The following is a 20,825-nucleotide window of genomic DNA, read 5'->3' as shown; positions in this document are numbered from 1 at the left end:
ATCAATATGTTATCTTTAATAGAGCCTATGACAAGGAATCCAGGGGCTTCGTGTGCCTCAAGCGTTGTAAATAATTAAGATTCTTTGTAAATCAAAAAGTGATGTTGTGAAAAGACAAGAAGTCGTGTCATTTACAGGAAAGCTTTGCAAATTTTATTGAAAAATACGTCCAGTTTATTGGAATATGTGCCATTCAGTTATCTGATAATAAATTGTTGTAAAGAGCTCATAAAATTTTTCCTATAAGTTTTGTGTGATTGCGCGATAGTTGGGAGTTCGCTTCCGAGGGGCGATATTTTTCAATTTGATAACAGGAAAAACTATTTTTTCTGTAAGACGTGAAAATTTAAGGAGTGATCATTTTATGCTTTTGTTTTTCTTTTGATTGGTAATTTTTAGGAATTTGTTTGAGGAAAATATTTAATGCGGTGTGTTGGTGAATGTGGTTAAAAACATTTTACGCGTGTGTGTGGGAAAAATAAAAATGTGTCTTAATTGTTGATAAGAGTGTCAATGTTTTTGATGAACAAATTTTAGGCGTAATTCTTAATATCTAGATAGGAAGTTCGTTGCAAATTTTTTAACAATTTGTGTCCTATTTGTTGTGGTGCGCAGTGGTCTTTTTAAGCAAAAAAGAAAGGGCTTTTATGTATCAGATTGATTACAACAGTTATCGTTCTGTCAAGAGTTTTAATCGTCGCGTTCGTTTTCTCGTCATGCATTATACGGCTCTTGATTTTAAATCCTCGGTTATGGCGCTTACAGGAGAAAAGGTTAGTGCACACTATCTTGTTCCTGATCCTTCAGAGCAGACATATCGTGAGGCAGGCTTTACGGACATGCGTATTTTTAATCTGGTCGATGAAAATGAGCGTGCTTGGCATGCGGGTGTGAGTTCATGGACTGGGCATAGTCATCTCAATGATGCATCTATCGGGATTGAAATCGTTAATTTAGCGACTGGTCATTCTGAGTCTCCAGAAGAGACAGTTGATTTTATGGCTTATCATGATGAGGGGAGTATATTTCCTCCTTATAATCCAATACAAATTGATGCCGTTAAGGAGCTTGCATTGAATATTCTTCAACGGTATCCCGATATTATGCCAACTGATGTTGTGGGACATAGTGATATTGCCATTGGAAGGAAAAGTGATCCAGGAGCAGCTTTTCCATGGAGAGAACTTTATAGGGCAGGTATAGGAGCATGGTATGATGATGAACTAAAAAGTCATTATCAAGAGCAATTCTCTAAGAATTTTCCATCCAAAGAAGATGTTTTGGCGAAGCTAAAATGTTATGGATATGACATTTCTGCTGCGTGTACCCAAACAGGATACAAAGATTTGATCCGAGCATTTCAACTTCATTTTCGTCAAGAAAATTATGATGGGATTCTAGATGTTGAAACAGCAGCAATTCTTTATGCATTGGTTGATAAGTATTTTCCGTGAATTCAATGCTTTTTAATTGAAAATATGATTACGTGTAAGCCTTTTTCTTATCAAGAGAGGCTTCTTTTTGCCAATGGGCTTTATGTAAAAAAGAGCATTAATCGTGTAAAAAATCCCATGTACGGTATAAGGCGTTTTATGGAAACATAACTCTACAGAAAGCTCTGTGATTTGCAGAGATTAAATTTTACTGTTTCTTTGTCTTATATTTTTCTTCCTTTAAAAACGAGTAAAGTCAAGATGTTGCGTATATGATGGCATGTTCCTTACGCAAGATAAAACGCTTCAATCAAAATGGTCTTGTATTGTATATTTACATGCTTGTTTTAAAGAAATGTCTTTTAGTCTGTATCACAACACATATTTTACAGCGACGTTCATAAAGAATATAATCTAAAATCCTCTATGAAGTGTATTCTCATTTTTATGCTTAATAAAAGTGCCTAGCACCATTATATACTTTGCCAGATCTCAATGTTACTACAGCCCTTGGAACTTAAAACGATGCATAAAAGGATTTTCTTTACTTGTTTTTTTCACATGGCTCTCTCCATTTGTCATGTACAAGTGAATGGTTTTGGTTAATTCAACATGCAAAATAATAGATTATCATTATAAATCAATGTGATGCAGATTCAAAAAAAGGTGGGTCGTTTACAGATTGCTACTGATAGGAGTCTCTATTCTTTAGAAGGGGAAGAGGTCAATTCATTTTTTGAAGACATATCTATTTTCTCTTTTATTGCTTTGGAGGATATTTTCATCGTTTTGACAACATGTTTCTTGATGATTAAGTTTTTTAATGCGAGGCAGTGTTGTAAAATGTTGTGTTTTAGGATGTTAATAGAAGACACATTCATGCATATAAAAAACACAATGATGTCTTGTTTTTTCAATATTTTATCTGTTCAGTGTAGAATTTATCTGAGAAGATCATGAGCTGAATTAACAAAGGTGAAAAGTAAATTACCAAGAAAGACCAATTTGGTAATAAAGCAAAGGTATTTGTTCACCTTTAAAGGGCACGCAAGAGATTGTTTGAATTGATGTGTAAGCACCGCCTACGCAGTGTTCTTATCAAGCACATTAGGTTAATTTTCTGAGAATATTTTTGTGAAAGTCAGTAATTTTTGTCAAAAAGACAAGAAAATAAGTATCAAGAAAGATGCTCATGATGTTTGATTGCAAAAATAAAAACTGGCAACTTATGTTGCCAGTTTTTAAAATCTTTAGCTTAAATAGGATTAGAATGAACGCTGTAAACGGATCATACCTTGAAAAGCACTTTTTTTATTGAATAAATGTTTTTCATCATTATTTTTATCCGTCACAATGCGATCATCATTCCAATTAACATAGGTTAATTCAGGTGTAATTACAAATCCTGGAACCAGCGTATATGCAATATTTACAGAAGTTGCAAAAGTTTTTACAGCACTATAAGAAACCTGTGCATTTAAATTTGCCTTTGGAGTGAGTTTGTAAGTGGCACCTGCCCAAGCAGCCCATTTACCGCCCCAGTTTGCATAAATCGTTGTGCTTTTTCGTGATAACTCATCATTTTCATTTACTGTGTAGTAATCAAGGCCATTTTTATAACCAGCCATTACCCATAGATTGAAACGATCATTGATATTGAAATCTGCACGTACTTTTCCAGCCCACTTTTTGTAGTAAGTATCATATGCTGCAACCGCTGAAAAACCACCCCATTTTTGCATAAACTTTATACCCAAAACCACATTCGGGGTGTAATTTTTAATTGCTTTACTTGGAAGAGGAGTATCCTTCGTGATAGAAACAAGCTTATCATCTTTATCAATATAGTATCCTGTTGTTCCAGGAAGAGAATCTGAATTATTGCCTAATTCAGCTCCGATAATAGCAGAAAAGCCGGAGTCACCATTAAAGGTGTAGGAAATAAAATTGGTGCGTGTTGTGCCGGCAGGTGCTATGCTATCATCATTGAGAACATTTCCATAATCACCAGTCCAGCTGTTGAAAATTGTGTCATCAAGACCTACGCGAAAACCACCCAGTTCAATGTAAGCGGCTGAAAGCCTTGCACCAGCGCTGTCTCTACCATCACCCCAGCTTGAGAAAATTCTTGCATATGAACGGAGTGTTCCCATTTCTGTTTCAGAAGCTGCTTGAAAAACAAGGGTGAGCCGTGATGATGCGCCATAGGTTTTTCTTTTGTCTCTAAGTTCAGTTTCGCTTGTTGCATCGATATTATCACCGCCTATAAAATCAGCACGAACATTTCCTGATAAACGTATGCAGGTATCTGTTCCAGGGATATAAAAATATCCTTTTCCGTAGGCATCACAAACGCGAATATATTCTACAGGTTCGGGTTCGGCGATAACTGTTGAAGCAGCATGTACTCCAGAAATTGCTAAAAAAGCTGCTGTAGAGCTTAAAAAGAGGGATTTAATATTCATATAAGATCTCCGAGGTCCGTTTAATCTTCTTCTAAAGAGTATCATTCACCTAACGCATTAAGGACAAAGACATAAATAAAATACGCGGCACTTGTTACCTTAGCTATACTAATCTTTTTAGAGTTTCAAATATGAAATTACCTTTTTGTAATGTATACATGTACTATTCGAGATAATGTGGTAAAAAAGACACAATTTTTGTTTTGTTAACTTTTTATCCCTATGGGCTCAGTAGGAGAAAAATTTCAGATATTTGGGAAAAAAGTCGAAAATGTCTTGAACTTTCTGTTGATACCATTTATGCCTCTCTGTCGGAGAGGTGGCCGAGTGGTCGAAGGCGCTCCCCTGCTAAGGGAGTAGGGCTCAAAAGGCTCTCGAGAGTTCGAATCTCTTCCTCTCCGCCATCTATTATTATATCTTCGCCATCTATTATTATAAAAGTAGTCGATTGTGTGTGGGAATTTTATTTTCAGTAATTTGTGCCCATTTGCTTTTCTACTAATCCCAATTTTGTGAAGCTTTTTAATTGCTTTTCTTGCTAGACGTTTTCTATCGGCTGTTTTGGTATAGAGTGGTGCTATTTTATCTTTCTTCCATCTAAATTTATTTGCGAAATTGTAATACCTGCGTTAGTAGCGCGTGTGGTTGCTCATTTTCTTAATTCCTGTGTTTATTTTTTATTTTATGTTTCATGAAACAAGTTACAAAAACTTTTTTTCTAATGGCGTAAACTAAAGCAAAACCAATGGGGGATGTTTTAAGCGCAATATGTTTTACGTAAATCGCTATGCCAATTTATATTAAAGGAAATATGATCAGTTGTGGAAAAAAATATCCCGAGAAAGATGGGTTTGTTTCAAAAGTTCTCATGCTTTTGTTGATAAAGGAAAGCGAATCTCTGTTGTAGCATCACATTGACGTTGCATATTTTTTAGCTAAGGATTGCTTATTTATTTTTATGGACATAGGGAGCAGCACGAACATTTGTAAGAATAAGCGGCCGTAAAGCTAGATATGTTACGGATTTTGTTCCAAAAAGTGTTTTTGACTTCTCTATATCGTTCCAATTGTTTGGTGGCACATTTATTATCTTATGACGTTGTTTTGCTAAGCTTTTGCTTTATCCGTTATGTCAGCTTTTATATATCAAATAGGGGAGAAAATATTGTATATATTTGCTAACGAGTCATTTCTAAAAACGGAAGAATCTTTTTAATTTTGAAAAAATATAAAAGCGGAAAAGGTGGAAGTTATCTCCTATTTCTATCATCATCTTATTAATTCAGTTTTATAATTTTCATAAATCTCTATGGTCGTGTCTTTTAAATAATGAAGATTATGTGTCTTACGCTTTTGTTTATCCCGTTGGGATTATGCCTCTCATATAAAAAGAATATTCTAAACACAAATATACTTGTGTTGCCAATTTATGCACTTGTGTTAAAGAGATATCTCTTAATGTGTATAAGCCTATTTTGCGACGGCACCTCTTAAATGGTATAAAATGCAAAAGTTTCTGTGAGGCATATAAAGTCTTATAGAGCCACACCATTTGTATACTTATGAAGATGCCACGAGGCATATTATACACCTGCTTCCATGTTGTGATAGACTTTGATTATGGGAGTTCATCAGAGGCATTTTTCTTTTCTAAATTGTTTTTATTTATACGGCTTTCTCCACGTATGATGTGCAAGCAATGATTTTGATTGTTTCAACCATAAAAACAGATTTTAAAAGAAAGGATCTTACAATATTCGAGTTTGCTATATTATGATTATAAATCAACATATTGCTTTATAATTTCATTGTATGTTGAAAGTTGGATGTGGCAATGCTCTCAAAAACGTATAGATCTCTTTTAGAAGAAAACATTGTGGGTGATAATTTTAAAAATTTTCCTCTCATAGAGACTTGTGAGAGTGTTTCATCCATCTCATGACAACCAAACCACACATGAAAAAAGTAATGGTCGGTAATATTAGGTAGTAAGATGGAGAAACTTTTGCAGGAAGAAAAGAAATAATACTTAATACTGTAATTGAAAATATTCTTCCGCTAAAAGATACAGCACCAACAATACCGGAAATATGCTGCGTTTGTTTTTGGTTAAGTTCTGAGAAAAATAAGCTTTTGGCCCCTATCGGTACAGTGCAAATAAATCCATGGATTAAAGAGAAGGCGATGACTGATGCAGCAGTTTGATGGCTATGAACTGAAAAATAGAGCGCTATGCACATCAGCGCAGAAAAGAAGGAAAAATATTTTATAGAATTCTTATATTTTTTATCAAGAACATGATACTTAGACATCAGTAAATTTGAAAAATATTGTGCTGAAAAGGCTCCAATATGGCAGCACATCAAGACGAGCATTTGCGAACCGTTGAGGTGATTAATTTTCCCCCCTGAAAGTATTATCGGTTGCCAGAAATGATAAATAATTTGAATACCAGCGCTAAAAAGGCACATGAGGAAAATAAACCATGCGCCTCCTACTGTATTTTGAAAGATCCAAAGCGTTTCCTTGGCATTGTGCAAGATTGTTTTTGTTTTGGATGTTTCAATTGTCGTTTTCTTTTCTTCAGGAACAATAAGGAATATCAAAAAAATAAATCCCATCATGAGGCATGAGATGATATATCCCATAAAATATTGTCCAGAGTAATAGATCGTTCCAATTCCTATAATCCCACTGAGAATACTTCCGAAAGAGTTAACTTGGTGGTAGAGATGAGCATAATGCGAAAAGTGATCCTGTTTATCGCCTAGAGAATGGTAAATCCATCCGTCAATGGCGCTGACAATGATGCAAATGCTCGCTGCATAGAGAATTTGCGCAATAATAAGTGCCGTCATATTGGGAGCTTGAAGGCATAGAAGATAAAATATTCCTGTCATAAAGACCCCAGCCATAACGGAATATTTACGTCGATATCTGTCAGATAAAACAGCGCAGGGAAAATCAAGCAGCAGGATGGTGGTGGAAAAGACAACCTGAAGCAGAGCTAATTGCGCCAGACTAACTCCCATGGACATTAAAAAAATAGCATGGTAAACGCCGATCAGCATGCGGACAGCATTATAGGATCCATAGTTGAGAGCAAGGGTGCGAGGTCTGTTCATTGTGTTGTTCCACAAACCTTACAGTGAGGATTTTTCTTTAGAGAACGCTCTTCTGTGAAAAGTTGGCTGCTCCATATCCCCACACGGCGATCCGTGGAAAGAAGGCTTCCATAACCACCCAAAAATTTAAGAGCATCATTAGCACACATGGCAGCTGAAAGTGCATTAACAGGGGGAAATGTAGCAACTTTGAAGTTATTATTAACCATAATACAAGCTTCATAAATAAGGTGATCACTTTTTGCCGGAAGATTGCCTATAGACGAGCTACATGCGTAACAACCAGTTTTCTTAAGTATGTAAAATGGACCAAAGACAGCTATATCATTAACATAACCGGAATTTATATAGGCTTGTTTATTTTTCACACACCATTCATTGATCCATAGGCCTAGCTGAACAGGTGAATCAGCAGAAATGATCCATAAATCAGCTTTGGGTAATTTGTTGATATCCTCTTTTTCAGTAATCAACATTTGTAATTCATGAACTTCAATTTGGCTGTTTCTCCGCATCAGCTCACGTTTAAGAACTGTTGTTTTCGGAAGACCGATATCTTCTTCAGTAAAAAGAATTTGTCTGGTAAGGTTGGTCATCTCGATCACATCATTGTCAACAAGAGTCAATTTTCTAACGCCAGAGGATGCAAGCATTGCTGATACATGATTACCAATCCCACCACCCCCTAAAATGACGACACTTTTTTGCAAAAGAGTATGCTGAACAGAGGTTGGATGCATACCATAACATTTGATAATGGAGATGACTTCTGGAATACCGATTATTGAGGATATTGTCTGATGTTTCAGCTTTGACAAGAAAATGGTTAGAAACAAGAAAATCAAACGCACGGTCAAAATTTTCTTTTAACATGATTAATGATAGTGAATTGTAAACTTCATCTACTGTCTTTTTTTTGATCCATTGTGCCGCAATAAGCACTAAGTTCTCCCAAAAATTTTTATCATTGATAATAAACTGCTTTGAACCTGCACCAAAAATAGCATCCTCTTCACGAACAACAATATGTGTGTATTTTCCTAAAATATATTGTTGTTTCATTTATCCTCCCCACTTGTAGAGCAAACCAACTTTTCCCTGAAAAATAATTTCAGGTAAATTTCTTTAGTTATTACTTACATTCTGTATGATCTATGATTTCCTCCTCGTTATTGATGTTTTCATTATTCACCACATTACATGGGAGGAGGATCCTATATAAAATATTATTATTGTAAATGCATTTTTATGATGTAAAGTAAATATTCCTACATCAAATATTAATGAGCGTACATTGAGAAAAGAACGCATCTCATCAGTTTAAAACTCTATGATCTTTATTAACTTAAAAGTAATAGCATAAAATATAATATAAAAAATGAATAAATTTGAATTTATGTAAAAACACAAACTTTTTTATTGCTGCTACGGATAAAACAAACAAATCTATATTATAAAGTAGTTGATCACTACATTGATTGTGGTTATCCGTTTTGTATACGCATCATTTTATAATTGTTAGTATATTTATTAATCAAAATGTTATTTTTGAAGTAATTATAATATCCTATTAAAATATTTTAAAGTCACCTATAAAGTGATTAAATTGCTCCTATAGAGATATAAAGCTAGACAGAAAAATCTATGACTATTTTATTGAATAAATTAGTTTTTATAGCTTTATTTTGTTTGTTGAGTATTTAATTTGTGTACAATTTATCCCTTTTTATTTTTATAATAGATTATTCTAAATAGATTTAATAAATTTCATTATTAATTTTTCAATACAAATTTAATTGTTTATTTTAATTTATTGCATACGAGCAAATAAAAAATGTTTACAAAAAAAGTTCTGTTGAGGGAAGGCTTATTGCTTATCATATTTTTGCTAATATATCTTTTATCTACCTCGCATGGCTATACGGGTATAGATAAATTATTTTGTTCCCAAGTTGTTAAGGAACGTGATGATGCGGTTCAGAAGTTGGATTCAGCAAAGTTTGAAAAAGACAATGCGGAGAGAGGATGGAACGATACAATGCAAATATTGGGGGTGGCGGTAGAGGACTTGAAGAGAATAGCTTTTGAACAGCAGGCACTCTATTTTGCATTGCTGAAAAATATGCCAAATAACAAGCAACTGACTTATAAATATGAAATAACGCAAAAGCGGAATGCTGCAATTTTTGAACGGCTCGAGAAGGTTTTTACTTTATTTGAGCATGTTGAGAAAAGAACAGAGGCTTTTCGAGAATTAAATGAAGCAAATAAGCTTAAGGATCAGTCTCAATCATTATATTATTTAGAAGTGATTTCTAAACATCATGAACATATTGATAAATTAAATCAAGAGATTAAAAGGATCGATCACGAAGTTGATAATTTAAATAACAGGCTTCAAAGTCTGAGGAAAATATTTCGATAAGAAACGAAAAGTTATTCATTTAGAAGACACGCTTGAGCAACGAGATAAAGCTCTTACAGCACAAAGGAGGAAAGAAAAGTGACGGCTCTTATGGCGCTTTGCGTATCACGAAGGATGAACTCATTCTCTCCCATGGGGAAAACCAAATCCATTTGAGTGAAAAAGGTTTGGTGCTTTCTCATCAATCAACCCGTGTTGAATTAACGGGTAGTGTGCACATTCAAGCAGAAGATTTGCAGCACAATCAAAAATCTGTTGGCGCAAGCCACAAACACGGTGGGGTCAAAATGGGTCCCTCCACAACCTCTTACCCCCTTTAAAGGAGTTTATCATGCGTGAGAACACTTATGTTATTTTAACCAATGCCGATTTTGTTGCTGGTCAACGTTCACCGGGCAAAGGTGAAGAAATTTGTTTAAGTGAGGAAGCGGCTAAATATCCGTTGCTGCTTGGTCAGATTGCTGAAAAACCAGCACCTGTTGTTTCTGCGCCCCCAACTGTTTCTAACACAAAGACAAGCAAAGGGGCTTAAAGCATGCGGTGTGGGATAAGCGAAAAGGATGGCTCTCTCTTATATGGTTGGGCACATTGCCAACAGTCACTTCGTAAATGTCTGACGACAAGAATTGGGACACGGGTTTTGCGTCGTCATTATGGATGTGATGTTGGAGCATTCCAAGACGCCAATGCTGATCCTGCGACGATGATGCAGCTTTATCAAGCAATTGTTGAAGCACTCGATGATCCAGGGTGTGGAGAGCCTGGGTTTTCGTTGCAGAGGATTGATCTGACAAAAGCAACGCGTGAAGGCACATTCCATTTTGTTTTAACGGGTGTTTTTTATCCCGATGGGCATTGGGGGATTGGTCGCATAAGGAACCAATGAGTATTGATTTAGAGGTTGGTGATGACAGAGTTTGAACCTTTATCCATTCCACAAATTCCCCCTCCACAACTCCCTTTGCCACAAATTATTGAAGAGCTTTCTGTTGAAGCAATTTTAGAGCAAAAGATCACGCGTTTGACTGAGCTTTTTGCAGCGCATCATATCCCTTATAATGTGGAAAAGACGGCTTATGATCCGGTTGTCATTCAATTGCAAGCGGCCGCTTATGAAGAGTTGCTATTGCGCCAGCGGATTAATGAAGTGGCGCGGGATAATTTACTCACATTTGCGCGTGGAACAAGTTTAGATCATTTGGGGGATTTTCATGGGGTCACGCGCCTTTTGGATGAAGATGATGAGCGTTTGCGCCGCCGCATTCGCTTGAATAGACAAGGACATTCCACAGGTGGCACAGTGCCACGTTATCAATATTTTGCCCTCTCAAGCGATATCCATGTCAAAGATGCTTTTGTTTATCGTGAGGGTAAAAGTCCACTTATTCATGTTGCGCTTTTTAGTGACGCCCCTTCAGGGGTGGCTGATGAAGCTTTGATTGCCAAGGTACAAGCAGCCCTTGATGCCCCCCATGTTAAAATGACCAATGACCACATCCTTGTGAAAAGCGCGGTGCAGCGGATGATCAATGTTTCTGCTGATTTTTGGTTGTTACCGGATGAAGGCTCCTTTGTTTTGGAAAGAGCGGAGCAGAATTTAAGAGCAGAATGGGCGCGTGCGCAAAGGCTTGGGCGTGATTTGTCTTTAAGTTGGATACTAAGCCGCTTGATGGTTGAGGGCGTTCACCATGTGAACATAACGCACCCCTTTGAGGATATTTTGGTCGCACCTGATGAAGCTGTAGCTTTGGGGGATATTGTTTTGTCTGAACGGGGGCGTGCTTATTGATGTCTTCGTTGTTATTGCTGCTTAATTACAGCCATTATTTTTCTGAAAAAGAAGCTTTGTAGGGAGAAGAGCATACATGGAGCAGGGCGTAAAACGATGAAATGCATATAACTGATCCAGTAATGTTGACAATAAGCGCTCAATATGTTGCTCTGGTTACTTAAACAAATGGCTAGATTGGCTTTTATTCTCTGAGATAAGTGCTACTATTGATGAGATAGAATGCGGATGAGCGAATTATTAGTTAAGGAATTAGAGTAATGGGGGGAAAAAATAATCGTCAAGATTTGAGTTGTTTCGGAATCGCTGTATTCGGTATGATTATTATGATTTTGGGGATGGGGATTGGGCGATTTTTCTATACGCCGGTATTTCCAGTTATGTTGGATGAAGGATTGTTTACCTTTAAGCAACTTTCTTATATAGCTAGCGCTAATTATGGCGGTTATTTAGTTGGGAGTATGTTTTTTTCGTTTTGCAGAGTTGGGAATATATCCCGTGCTCCCTACATGCTATTTGGTGCAGCTATAGTGACGAGTGCACTTATTTTTGCCATGGCGTTAACAACAAACTTTTACTTGGTCTTCTTTATCCGCTTTGCTGCCGGTATCGCGAGTGCAGCAATGATGATTTTTGGTTCTATTACGGTTATGCAGCATAGTCACAAGCTGTGGGTTATTGCTTCGCTTTATGCAGGTGTGGGAGTTGGTATTCTACTGGGTAATGAGTATGTTATTATTGGTTTGAGTAAATCGCTGAACGCGAAAAATATTTGGTTTGGAGCTGGTTTAATATCTGTTGTATTGTTGCTCTTGTTGTTTATTTTATTTCCACGTCGTGTTGATGCGTCTCAATTTGCTGGTAATGAGTCATTGGCACACGAAAATATCGTTTGGTGGGAACTCGCTCTGATTTATGGGCTCGCTGGGTTTGGTTATATTATTGTCGCGACATATCTTCCTCTGATGGCGAAAACATTTAATTTCCCACTACTCGCTAACCATTTATGGTCGTTTGTCGGAATAGCCATTGTTCCTAGTTGTTTCATTTGGTTATGGGGAGCCCATCGGTGGGGGGTATTACGTTGTCTGATGCTCAATTTGCTTATCCAAGGAGGATGCGTATTACTGACATTATTCAGCCAGTCTCTTGTACTGATAGTTCTCAGTTGCATAGGGTTTGGATTTACTTTTATGGGGACGACCTCTCTAGTTATGCCGTTAGCTAAGCGTTTATATGCGCCGTATGGCATAAATCTGCTAGGCTTGGCTACCTTAACTTACGGTTTTGGCCAAATATTAGGACCTCTCTTGACGAGTTTTTTACAGTTTGGTTCACATGCCATTGCGCTTTCCGTTATCTGTGGTGCTGTAGCGCTTTTTGCTGCTGCTGGAATCTGCCAATATTGTCTTTGTAAAAAGGTCGTTGGCGTTTCATAAACCCGCAATCTTCACTAAAAAGTCGAGAGAATTTATTACGTTCTTTTTGAAACATTTTGTGAAAGTCAAATTATTCTAATAGGGGAGATTAAAGAATGCTTCACTCTACAGTCGCTATTTTGGGCGTTGGTCCTCGTGGGATCAGTATTCTCGAACGCTTGCTCACACTTTATTCCCATTATCCATTTTCTGGGAACATTGATATTTTATTGATTGATCCCAATGAGATGGGAACCGGTACCCATAGTGTGCATCAGCCAGATCATTTATTGGTTAACACTGTTGCTTGCCAGATTACTTTATTTGGTGATGATACAGTTAAGGGTGTAGGGCCTATTCGGAAGGGACCGAATTTCTATCAATGGGCTATTCAACAAGGTTATCGTAATATTAACGGTGTTTTTTCTCGTACAGAGCATAATGTTGGGAAAGAAATCAAAGAAAATGATTATTTATCACGTCGTTTGTTAGGGGAATACCTGTCTTGGGCTTACCAAGAGCTCACGCAAGATTTACCTTCCGGTATTCGTATTAAGGAGATCCGACAAAAAGTTATCAATCTCTATATCCACCAAGATAATAAAACGGATATTCTTTTGGAAGATGGCTATCGTTACAGTGTAGATTTTGTTTATATTACCACGGGTCACGGTAAGAATACATATTCATCGCATGATGAAAATCTGCAACAGTTTGTGGCTGGTCATCAAATGAAAAATGCGCTTTTGAACTATTATTCGAATCCTTATCCAATTGAAAAGTTGGACTCTATACAATCTCAGTCTCGTGTGCTGGTGCAGGGAATTGGATTAACTAGCTATGATGTCTTGTCGCAATTGACTTACGGTCGCGGTGGGACTTTTACTGAAAATGCTGGACAATTGTGCTACATGCCAAGCGGCAAAGAACCGAAGATAGCTCTATTCTCCCGTCAAACATTGCCTTTTAGTAGTCGCGGGATTAATCAAAAGGGTGGTAGTGGGCAATACATACCATCATTCCTTACTCTCGATGCAATACATCATCTGCGTAAGCAATCCAGCATTGCTAACGGTTCTCCGAAGCTGGATTTCGAAACGCAGCTTTTACCTCTGTTGCTTAAAGAAATGTGTTATGTCTATCGAAGTACGCAGCTGGGGCACTGGCTAGACCCTGAAACCTATGTTGTTACTTCCAAAGACGAGCAGTGTATTCAAGCGTTGCTGTATCCTCATCGAAATAAAATATTTGCCTCTTTGAAGGATTATACAAGATTCTTCATGGAGCATTTGAAGGACGATCTTCATTCTTCCGCTGCAGGTAATGTTGATGGCCCAGTGAAAGCTGCTACAGATGTGCTACGAGATGTCCGTGATATCTTACGTTCAGCAATTGATTTTTGCGGGTTAACGTCTTCATCTCACAAGTACTTTATTGAATATTTTAATCCAAACTTTAACCGTATTTCTGTCGGCCCACCGATGCAGCGAAACCAAGAGTTGAAGGCTCTGATGGAGGCTGGTATCGTGACTTTGGCTGGCGGACCTTCACCTAAACTTGTTCTCAATGCTAGTACTAGCCGTTTCGAAATTCAGTCTGTTTTCCAAGATGAAAACAGTTCAGTTGATGGAGATGTGCTGATCACGGCCAAGATTGATAGTTTTTCTCCGTTGCGTGATGAGTCTCCTTTTATCAAAAATTTGGCTGCTCAGGGTATCATCCGGCCATTTATCAACCAAGGATATCATCCTGGTGGTATTGATATTGACTGTCAGCAGCATCCTATAGATACTAAAGGACAAGTACAAAATACATTATGGGTGGTAGGTAATCCAGTAGAGGGGGCCAATTTTTATACATATATTTTGCCTAGACCTTTAGTTAATTCGCGTGCACTGCGGGATGCAGGGCACTGTGTCATTGACATGTACGAGCAGCTTCTTAATCGCCACTCAGTCAAAGATTCAACAATTAATGTACATTGATGATGTAAAAAGCTTCCTGATACGCATGTCCTTCGTATCCGCTATAATAGCGATGCTGATGCTATTCATTTTTCTTATATCTATCTCAATGAGAACTTGGTTTCTTATTCCATTGGCTGGAGTGACTGTTTTCGGTTATTTGCTTTTGACGATACCATACTGGTGGTTGAAGGGGAATGCACGCAGTGGTGTGGTCATCCTGTTGGCTTGTACTTTAGTGCTGATATGGCGTTGGCATTTTCCTGATGTTAGTACTGTGCTTGTGCGTTTTACTGATGTCTTTTGGCTATTACTCGCCATGGGATTGTTGCGCCATGTGATGAATATATGGCGTATTTCAGAATTTCTCTCTGAACGGTTGATGCGCTATGGAAAGGGTTCGCTTACCCTGTCCATCGCGATACTGACTGCGTTTCTAGCTTGGCCGATGAGTTTGGGGGTTATCCCCCTAATGATTGATGCCTTGAAGAAAAGTGTTTTTCCCTCTCGCCATTTGGCCGCTATTGTGATGCGAATGATGAGCATCACAATGGTACTGATGCCAACCAGCATCGGTGCAGCAACAGTTTTCTCTGCTATGCCTAGAACACCAATATTCACATCCGCTGCTTTGGGGATACCACTTTTTCTATTCAGTCTGTTGTTGTTGTGCCTTTCTCCTGTTGTACCGCTAGCTAATCCGATTATTTGCGATGAGAGGAGAGCGAATAAAGAAGGAGAGAGATTAAGAATTTGGATTTTTTTGATATTGTTCTGGCTAACATTTATCGTTGCGTTGACAGTTATCAGGTTGAATGCACTAGAAAGCATTGCGTTGACGGCGAGCATTCTATATGTCATTGAGCGTGGGAGTTCACGCAGTGTTGATTTTTTGACTCCTTTGGTGGCAGTGATACGCAGTATATCAAGTGAAATTCTGTTGTTGCTAGGTTGTAGTCTGCTAATATCTACTTGTGATTTGCTTATTCCTTTGTTGCCGGTGACGTTTAGTCACTCATTGGCATCACTCTCTGTTTGGCAGCGCTATGCCTGTATTCTCTTCGTATTGCCAATTTTCAGTGTAGCAGGAATTCACCCTATGGTGCTATTTAGTTTGGCATTTCCCTTACTAGGGTCATCGATAACTTATGGGGTTACGGATTATTTGGTTTGGATTTGCTTCTTTATTGCAGCTCAACTCCTTTCTCCTGTATCGATAAATGCTATTTTTGCTTCCAGTAGCCTGCATATTTCACCGGTGGATACGAGCTTTAAAATGCATAGCTATTATGTATTAATATTTAATCTTTTTGCGTTCATTTATTTGAGCTTTTTTGTACAATATTTGTAAATTATGGAGATCTTATGCCTTACATAAACATTAAAATTACTAATGAAGGGGTTACCTCTGAACAGAAACGGCAACTAATAGAAGGGGCAACTCAATTATTAGTTAATATTCTGAATAAAAATCCGAAAACGACTGTTGTAGTGATTGATGAGGTGGAGACAGACAATTGGGGTATTAATGGTGTTCCCGTTACAGAATTAAGGAAAGATCAAAATAAAGAATAACTCTATGTATTTGACAATAATTTAAGGTCAATAGGGTTAATCAATATAAAAAATCACGTCCTTTAGCAACATTTGATCAGACCGCCATTGGGGCGGTTGTCACAGCCCCTGATGCTGATGCACAGACCTATCCCCTCAACGAGCCTGTTCTTCTCTTTACGCATGAGGGTGAGAAAATCCAAAAGCTTGGGGCAAGAGGCACGGCTCTTGATGTTATTAATGCTGCGCGCGCGCAGGGGATTGAGGCACAAATTATCCTTGTGCGTGTGGAAGAAAAATCAACCATTGCTGAGACACAAACTGAGATGGTGGGATCCTATGCTTCCTTAACCGGTGTGCATGCCTTGGCTCATGCGCGTGGTCATTTAGGGGTAGAGCCTGGGATTTTACTGGCACCAGCTTATAGTGCAGGGCGGATTGATAATGGCAAAAACCCCGTGGCGGATGCCTTGGAACAGGTGGCAGAAAAGCTACAAGCGATTGCGGTTTTTGATACGGGTGGTAAAAACACGGAAGAAAGCCTTGCCTATCGTGCAGATTTTTCCTCACGCTTTTGTTATTTGATTGACCCCTTTGTACGGGTGGCAAATAATGATGGTGGTTGGAGTGTTAAACCGGCAAGTCCCTTTGCTGCCGCCATGTTTATCAAACGTGATAAGCAAAGGGGCGGTGTTTTTTGGTCTCCCTCCAACCAAGATGTCAAAGGCATTTTAGGCACGGCGCGCCCGATTAGCTATTTTGATGGCGAAATCGATCATGAAGCTAATCGCCTCAATCAAGCCGATATTGCTACCTTTATTCCAGCACGACTTAGTCAAAATGGGCAGGGAGAAGTAGCTTCCAATGGACGTATTTTATGGGGAAATCATACCACCTCCAGTGACCCATTGTGGCGTTTTGTCAATGTGGTGCGCACCCATGCAGCCTTGGAAAAAACGATCATTAACAGTTTCCGCCCTTGGGCGAATGATGAAAACCTTACTGGTCAACATGTTATTGCCATTACCCGCAGCCTCACGCAGTTTCTTGATGATCTGATTGCGCGTGGAGCGCTTTTGGGTGGACGTGTCTGGTTTGACCGCGATTTAAATTCCAACAGTACTTTACAATTGGGAAAATTGCGGGTCGAGTTTGATGCAGAAGAAGTGCCACCTTTAGAAGATTTGAGTTTCGGCAGCCGGCGCAATAGCGCTTATTTTGATCGTTTGGCGCAAGATATTCAAAAGAAAATGACTTATCAATTTGGCGATACGCTTGAAACTTATCGCAAAGCAGCAAGGAGTTAAAGCATGACTTTACGCATTGTACGCGGTTTTACCCTGATTGTTGATGATGATGTGAATCTCCATCTTGATCTTGAGACATTGAAACTGCCCACGTTGGAAGAAATCACCGAAACCTATCAACCAGGGGGCTCTGATATGCAAATTGATGTGAGCGGTCTTGGTGTGAAAGCTTTGAGTTTACAAATGAAAATCCGCAGTCACACACCCGAAATTATCGGTATCTTTGGTGGTCCTCCTGGTCTTCGTCATAAATTTACCGGCAAAAAACATGTGATCTCTGAAGAAGATGGACGCGAGCATGAGCATTCCATTGATGTTACAGGGCGCTTAGTCAAAGTGGATAGTGAAGGCTTAACGGCTGGAAAAGCAACAGGCTATGATTGCGAGATCAAAAATGTTTGGGACTATACGGAATTTTGGGATGGCTCTGTTTTGCACCGCTTTTCTTTTAAACGGGGCGGTTGGCTTGTCCGCAACGGGCAAGAGATCGGTTCTCGCCGCCGCTCTATTCTCAATTTATAGGAATTGATCATGACAAGTTTACAAACCAGCATTGATGTAGAGTTGCAGGTTCCGCTTCTTTATCAGGACAAAGGTGGCAAAGAAACTCTCTGCAAGAAACTGACCTTTTATCGCCCAAACTTCAAGCAAGCACGCCAATTAGCGGTGTTGATTGGACCGCAGTTGGTAGAGCTCGTTCTACCCGCTGTAGAAGAGGATAAAACAACATTGAGCAATGATGTTCTTGTTCTTAAGCTTTGTGAGGCTTTATTTACTCATGAGGCTATGGAAGGAATAGCCGTGCTTTTAGCCGATATGTCTCATGAAACGGTTGAATTGATTAATCGTCTTGATGTTGTTGACACTATGGCAGTGTTTAAGGCTTTTTTTGCTTTTTTTACGCAACGCCAATCCTCTCTGCCGGACAATTTGGAGCAGAGTTAGCCCTTTATTATCATTGGGCGCCTTCAGAAATTAATCAGATGGATTGGCTGGATGTGATTGCCTATCGAGAAGAACTCGCGCGCCTTAAAGCCCAAGAATATGAAAGTCATCAGTTAGGATAAGAGACGATCATGGATGTTTCCCTTGTTGTGCGTTTTGTCAATCATCTGCAAGAGGGGATAGCTTCTGCCAAGCGTGATCTTGCAGCCTTCAGTTCAGAGGTTGCGCATTTCCAAAACAAGACAAGGCAGCACTTTAAAAATTGGTTTGACCCTGAGCATCTTGAGGATGCGACAAAGAATGCTGAAAATGCTTTCAATCATGCCCGTGGGCGCATGGTGGGTGCCATTGCGCAAACAGCAACCTTAATTGCACCCCTCTATAAAGCCATGCAATTTGACCAATCGATGAAAGGCTTGGAAAAGGTTCTGGATGCCCCCCTTGATCGCTTAAAGGAATTGCGCCGTTTTGCGCTTGAAACCTCCACCAAGATTCCGCTAGCGGCGCGTGAAGTTTTGGAACTGATGACCAGTGCCAGCCAAGCAGGAATTGGCGAACAAGATCTAGAAGCTTTTAGCATCTATGCCGCTAAAGCAGCTGTAGCATTTGATATGACGGGAGATCAGATTGGGGAGCGCTTTGCCAAATTGCGCAATGTCTTTAAGCTTAATCAAGCAGGCATTGAAGATCTAGGCGATGCCATCAATCATCTCTCTAACCACATGGCCGCCAAGGCAAGTGAAGTGTCTGATTTTACCAATCGTGCCACCGGTGCGGCAACCATGTTTAAGCTCACTGCCCGTGAAACCGCTGCTTTTGGTACGGCAATGATTTCTGCTGGTATCGTTCCAGAAAGTGCAGCGCGTGGTTTTAATGCGATGAGTGCGCGCATTCAGGCAGGGGGTAAACATATTGAAGATGCTTTTGCCAGTATCGGGCTTTCCCGCGAAAAGTTTATGCAAGATCTGGATAAAGATGCCACAGGTACCTTGGTGCGCTTTTTTAATGTGTTGGGTAAATCCGAACAGGGTATGCGTTCGCTGATTGCCATTGCTGGGCGAGACTTTACCGGTGATTTTGCCAAATTGGTGGGCAATCCCGAATTGTTAGGGCAAGCTTTAGATTATGTGAAAGATCCACAAGTCTTTAAAGGCTCTGTAGAGCAAGAAGCAGACAAACAAGCAACCGGTGCCATGCGGCAATTTGAACTCTTACAAAACCGCATTGTGGCTTTGGGGATTACCATTGGTGAAGTGCTTCTGCCCCCCCTCAACAGTTTGATGGAAAGTGTTGGCAATTTTACCAATGGGCTTATGGCGTGGGCGAATGCCCATCCCACTTTAACAAGCGCCATCATCAAAACCATTGCTGCCCTTATGGCTTTTAATATTGCTCTACGGGTTTTGCGCTTTACCCTCGCTGGAACACGTCTTGGGCTTCTTCAATTGATCACGTCTTTTATCAAGCTTAGAACACTCAGTCGTGGTCTTTCTGCAAGCTGGCGGGGCTTAGCAGCCGCAGGGCGCTCCCTGGGCTTGCTAACCGCGGGTCTTGGGGCAAGTTCACTCCGACTCTTACGCCCCATGACCTTGTTGGTCGGGGCTTTACGGGGGATTGCTGTCTCAGGAAGTGCATTTGCTGCCTCTTTTGGCTCTGTTGGGACAGTGATCGAAGTGGTTGGGGCGGGTATTTCCTCTGTTGTGGGGGGTATTTTTACCCCAATAGGGGCTGTGGTTGCTGCTGTTGTGGCGGTCATACTGGCTGCTGGTTTTGCTTTGTGGAAATATTGGGACCGTTTTTCTTCTTTTATGAAGGGCTTTGCACGGGGGGTAACACGGGCTTGGGGGCAAGCCTTTGAAGCCGTCATGCGCTTTTTTGGTGCTGATACCAGCACCATTACGCGTTGGAAAAATATAATCGCCAATGCTTTTGATCTCTCTCAAGTTTGGCAAAAGTTTAAACAAGAGCTTAGCGCTGTTGGCAGTTGGTTTGGCAACGTGTGGGAGGGCGTTAAACAAAGCTTTTCCAACTTTTGGCAATGGTTGAAGAGTTTTTTTACACAGGAAAAGCTCTCGGAGAGTGCCAAGGCTGGTATGGAACAAGCGGGCGAAGATCTGGCTAATTCGATTGTCGATGGCTTTATGTCGTCTATCTCACAATTGATGGATTATTGTAAATCTTTGCCTAGCCGCATTAAGGGGTGGATTGGTTCCATTGATGTAAGAGAGTTTTTGCCAAGTTTTTTGGGGGGGAAAACAGCCATTCAGCCCATACCACAATTTGCGGGGGCGGGGCATGCAAATTCCCCTTTCACAGAAGAAAAAGGCAAAGATCACTCCACCATCACACACAATCAAAATGTCACAGTGCATGTCAATGGTGCCCGTGATCCTGTGGCCA

At 39.6% G+C, this 20,825-nt stretch carries 18 protein-coding genes, 1 tRNA gene and 1 pseudogene; 15 read left to right on the top strand and 5 right to left on the bottom strand.

What is annotated here, in order from left to right; all coding sequences use genetic code 11:
• Positions 1 to 647: 647 nt before the first annotated feature.
• Positions 648 to 1,454 (top strand): N-acetylmuramoyl-L-alanine amidase, encoded by an 807-nt coding sequence (locus ACFIJ9_RS07990; RefSeq protein WP_375636611.1) that lies wholly within the window; start codon positions 648 to 650, stop codon positions 1,452 to 1,454.
• A 1,244-nt stretch (positions 1,455 to 2,698) separates the two neighbouring features.
• Here the strand turns inward: ACFIJ9_RS07990 and ACFIJ9_RS07985 are convergent.
• Positions 2,699 to 3,898, bottom strand: coding sequence for a porin (locus ACFIJ9_RS07985; protein ID WP_375636609.1), 1,200 nt, complete (start codon positions 3,896 to 3,898; stop codon positions 2,699 to 2,701).
• Between the two features lie 313 nt (positions 3,899 to 4,211).
• Between ACFIJ9_RS07985 and ACFIJ9_RS07980 the strand changes: the two genes are divergently transcribed.
• Positions 4,212 to 4,302, top strand: a tRNA-Ser gene (locus ACFIJ9_RS07980).
• A gap of 105 nt (positions 4,303 to 4,407) precedes the next feature.
• Here ACFIJ9_RS07980 and ACFIJ9_RS07975 read toward each other — a convergent pair.
• From ACFIJ9_RS07975 to ACFIJ9_RS07960, 4 genes and pseudogenes are all read right to left on the bottom strand, one after another.
• Positions 4,408 to 4,547: pseudogene (locus tag ACFIJ9_RS07975) on the bottom strand (integrase); the annotation flags it as partial.
• Between the two features lie 1,255 nt (positions 4,548 to 5,802).
• Entirely contained in the window at positions 5,803 to 7,023 is a 1,221-nt protein-coding gene (locus ACFIJ9_RS07970) for an MFS transporter (RefSeq protein ID WP_375636607.1), read from the bottom strand.
• Entirely contained in the window at positions 7,020 to 7,733 is a 714-nt protein-coding gene (locus ACFIJ9_RS07965; protein ID WP_375636606.1) for a ThiF family adenylyltransferase, read from the bottom strand. Before ACFIJ9_RS07965 ends, ACFIJ9_RS07970 begins: the two co-directional genes overlap by 4 nt.
• Positions 7,690 to 8,085, bottom strand: a complete 396-nt coding sequence (locus ACFIJ9_RS07960; RefSeq protein ID WP_375636604.1) for a hypothetical protein — start codon at positions 8,083 to 8,085, stop codon at positions 7,690 to 7,692. The genes ACFIJ9_RS07965 and ACFIJ9_RS07960 overlap by 44 nt, the downstream gene beginning before the upstream one ends.
• 772 nt (positions 8,086 to 8,857) lie before the next feature.
• Here ACFIJ9_RS07960 and ACFIJ9_RS07955 point away from each other — a divergent pair.
• The 13 genes from ACFIJ9_RS07955 to ACFIJ9_RS07895 form a co-directional block, all read left to right on the top strand.
• On the top strand, positions 8,858 to 9,448 hold the full coding sequence (locus ACFIJ9_RS07955; protein ID WP_375636603.1) for a hypothetical protein: 591 nt from the start codon (positions 8,858 to 8,860) through the stop codon (positions 9,446 to 9,448).
• A gap of 32 nt (positions 9,449 to 9,480) precedes the next feature.
• A complete protein-coding gene (locus ACFIJ9_RS07950; protein WP_375636601.1) occupies positions 9,481 to 9,768 on the top strand; it encodes a hypothetical protein in 288 nt (95 codons plus the stop codon).
• Positions 9,769 to 9,779: 11 nt separating this feature from the next.
• Positions 9,780 to 9,980 (top strand): hypothetical protein, encoded by a 201-nt coding sequence (locus tag ACFIJ9_RS07945; protein ID WP_375636599.1) that lies wholly within the window; start codon positions 9,780 to 9,782, stop codon positions 9,978 to 9,980.
• Positions 9,981 to 9,983: 3 nt separating this feature from the next.
• Positions 9,984 to 10,334 (top strand): GPW/gp25 family protein, encoded by a 351-nt coding sequence (locus tag ACFIJ9_RS07940; RefSeq protein WP_375636597.1) that lies wholly within the window; start codon positions 9,984 to 9,986, stop codon positions 10,332 to 10,334.
• A gap of 21 nt (positions 10,335 to 10,355) precedes the next feature.
• Positions 10,356 to 11,237: a baseplate J/gp47 family protein gene (locus ACFIJ9_RS07935; RefSeq protein WP_375636596.1), complete on the top strand. Its 882-nt coding sequence runs from the start codon at positions 10,356 to 10,358 to the stop codon at positions 11,235 to 11,237.
• Positions 11,238 to 11,497: 260 nt separating this feature from the next.
• Positions 11,498 to 12,676 (top strand): YbfB/YjiJ family MFS transporter, encoded by a 1,179-nt coding sequence (locus tag ACFIJ9_RS07930; protein WP_375636594.1) that lies wholly within the window; start codon positions 11,498 to 11,500, stop codon positions 12,674 to 12,676.
• A gap of 95 nt (positions 12,677 to 12,771) precedes the next feature.
• Entirely contained in the window at positions 12,772 to 14,640 is a 1,869-nt protein-coding gene (locus ACFIJ9_RS07925) for an FAD/NAD(P)-binding protein (protein ID WP_375636592.1), read from the top strand.
• Between the two features lie 88 nt (positions 14,641 to 14,728).
• Positions 14,729 to 15,970 (top strand): hypothetical protein, encoded by a 1,242-nt coding sequence (locus ACFIJ9_RS07920; RefSeq protein WP_375636591.1) that lies wholly within the window; start codon positions 14,729 to 14,731, stop codon positions 15,968 to 15,970.
• A 14-nt stretch (positions 15,971 to 15,984) separates the two neighbouring features.
• Complete coding sequence (locus tag ACFIJ9_RS07915; protein WP_015856802.1) at positions 15,985 to 16,194, top strand: 2-hydroxymuconate tautomerase family protein; 210 nt, start codon at positions 15,985 to 15,987, stop codon at positions 16,192 to 16,194.
• A 260-nt stretch (positions 16,195 to 16,454) separates the two neighbouring features.
• Positions 16,455 to 17,480: a phage tail sheath family protein gene (locus tag ACFIJ9_RS07910; RefSeq protein ID WP_375636589.1), complete on the top strand. Its 1,026-nt coding sequence runs from the start codon at positions 16,455 to 16,457 to the stop codon at positions 17,478 to 17,480.
• A gap of 3 nt (positions 17,481 to 17,483) precedes the next feature.
• Entirely contained in the window at positions 17,484 to 18,002 is a 519-nt protein-coding gene (locus ACFIJ9_RS07905; RefSeq protein WP_015856800.1) for a phage major tail tube protein, read from the top strand.
• Positions 18,003 to 18,011: 9 nt separating this feature from the next.
• Positions 18,012 to 18,425, top strand: a complete 414-nt coding sequence (locus ACFIJ9_RS07900; protein WP_375636587.1) for a hypothetical protein — start codon at positions 18,012 to 18,014, stop codon at positions 18,423 to 18,425.
• A 131-nt stretch (positions 18,426 to 18,556) separates the two neighbouring features.
• Positions 18,557 to 20,825: phage tail tape measure protein (locus ACFIJ9_RS07895; protein ID WP_375636585.1), on the top strand; the 2,269-nt coding region annotated here is incomplete at its 3' end.

The organism is Bartonella sp. MR90HLJMH, from assembly GCF_042194115.1.
Lineage (GTDB): Bacteria > Pseudomonadota > Alphaproteobacteria > Rhizobiales > Rhizobiaceae > Bartonella > Bartonella grahamii.
This window is presented reverse-complemented; position numbering and strand designations above follow the sequence as displayed.

What these genes read in the sequence shown, in the direction of transcription:
- ACFIJ9_RS07990 (WP_375636611.1), top strand. Translation starts at nt 648, where the DNA reads ATGTATCAGATTGATTACAACAGTTATCGTTCTGTCAAGAGTTTTAAT.
- ACFIJ9_RS07985 (WP_375636609.1), bottom strand. Translation starts at nt 3,898, where the DNA reads ATGAATATTAAATCCCTCTTTTTAAGCTCTACAGCAGCTTTTTTAGCA.
- ACFIJ9_RS07970 (WP_375636607.1), bottom strand. Translation starts at nt 7,023, where the DNA reads ATGAACAGACCTCGCACCCTTGCTCTCAACTATGGATCCTATAATGCT.
- ACFIJ9_RS07960 (WP_375636604.1), bottom strand. Translation starts at nt 8,085, where the DNA reads ATGAAACAACAATATATTTTAGGAAAATACACACATATTGTTGTTCGT.
- ACFIJ9_RS07955 (WP_375636603.1), top strand. Translation starts at nt 8,858, where the DNA reads ATGTTTACAAAAAAAGTTCTGTTGAGGGAAGGCTTATTGCTTATCATA.
- ACFIJ9_RS07945 (WP_375636599.1), top strand. Translation starts at nt 9,780, where the DNA reads ATGCGTGAGAACACTTATGTTATTTTAACCAATGCCGATTTTGTTGCT.
- ACFIJ9_RS07940 (WP_375636597.1), top strand. Translation starts at nt 9,984, where the DNA reads ATGCGGTGTGGGATAAGCGAAAAGGATGGCTCTCTCTTATATGGTTGG.
- ACFIJ9_RS07935 (WP_375636596.1), top strand. Translation starts at nt 10,356, where the DNA reads ATGACAGAGTTTGAACCTTTATCCATTCCACAAATTCCCCCTCCACAA.
- ACFIJ9_RS07930 (WP_375636594.1), top strand. Translation starts at nt 11,498, where the DNA reads ATGGGGGGAAAAAATAATCGTCAAGATTTGAGTTGTTTCGGAATCGCT.
- ACFIJ9_RS07925 (WP_375636592.1), top strand. Translation starts at nt 12,772, where the DNA reads ATGCTTCACTCTACAGTCGCTATTTTGGGCGTTGGTCCTCGTGGGATC.
- ACFIJ9_RS07920 (WP_375636591.1), top strand. Translation starts at nt 14,729, where the DNA reads ATGAGAACTTGGTTTCTTATTCCATTGGCTGGAGTGACTGTTTTCGGT.
- ACFIJ9_RS07915 (WP_015856802.1), top strand. Translation starts at nt 15,985, where the DNA reads ATGCCTTACATAAACATTAAAATTACTAATGAAGGGGTTACCTCTGAA.
- ACFIJ9_RS07905 (WP_015856800.1), top strand. Translation starts at nt 17,484, where the DNA reads ATGACTTTACGCATTGTACGCGGTTTTACCCTGATTGTTGATGATGAT.
- ACFIJ9_RS07900 (WP_375636587.1), top strand. Translation starts at nt 18,012, where the DNA reads ATGACAAGTTTACAAACCAGCATTGATGTAGAGTTGCAGGTTCCGCTT.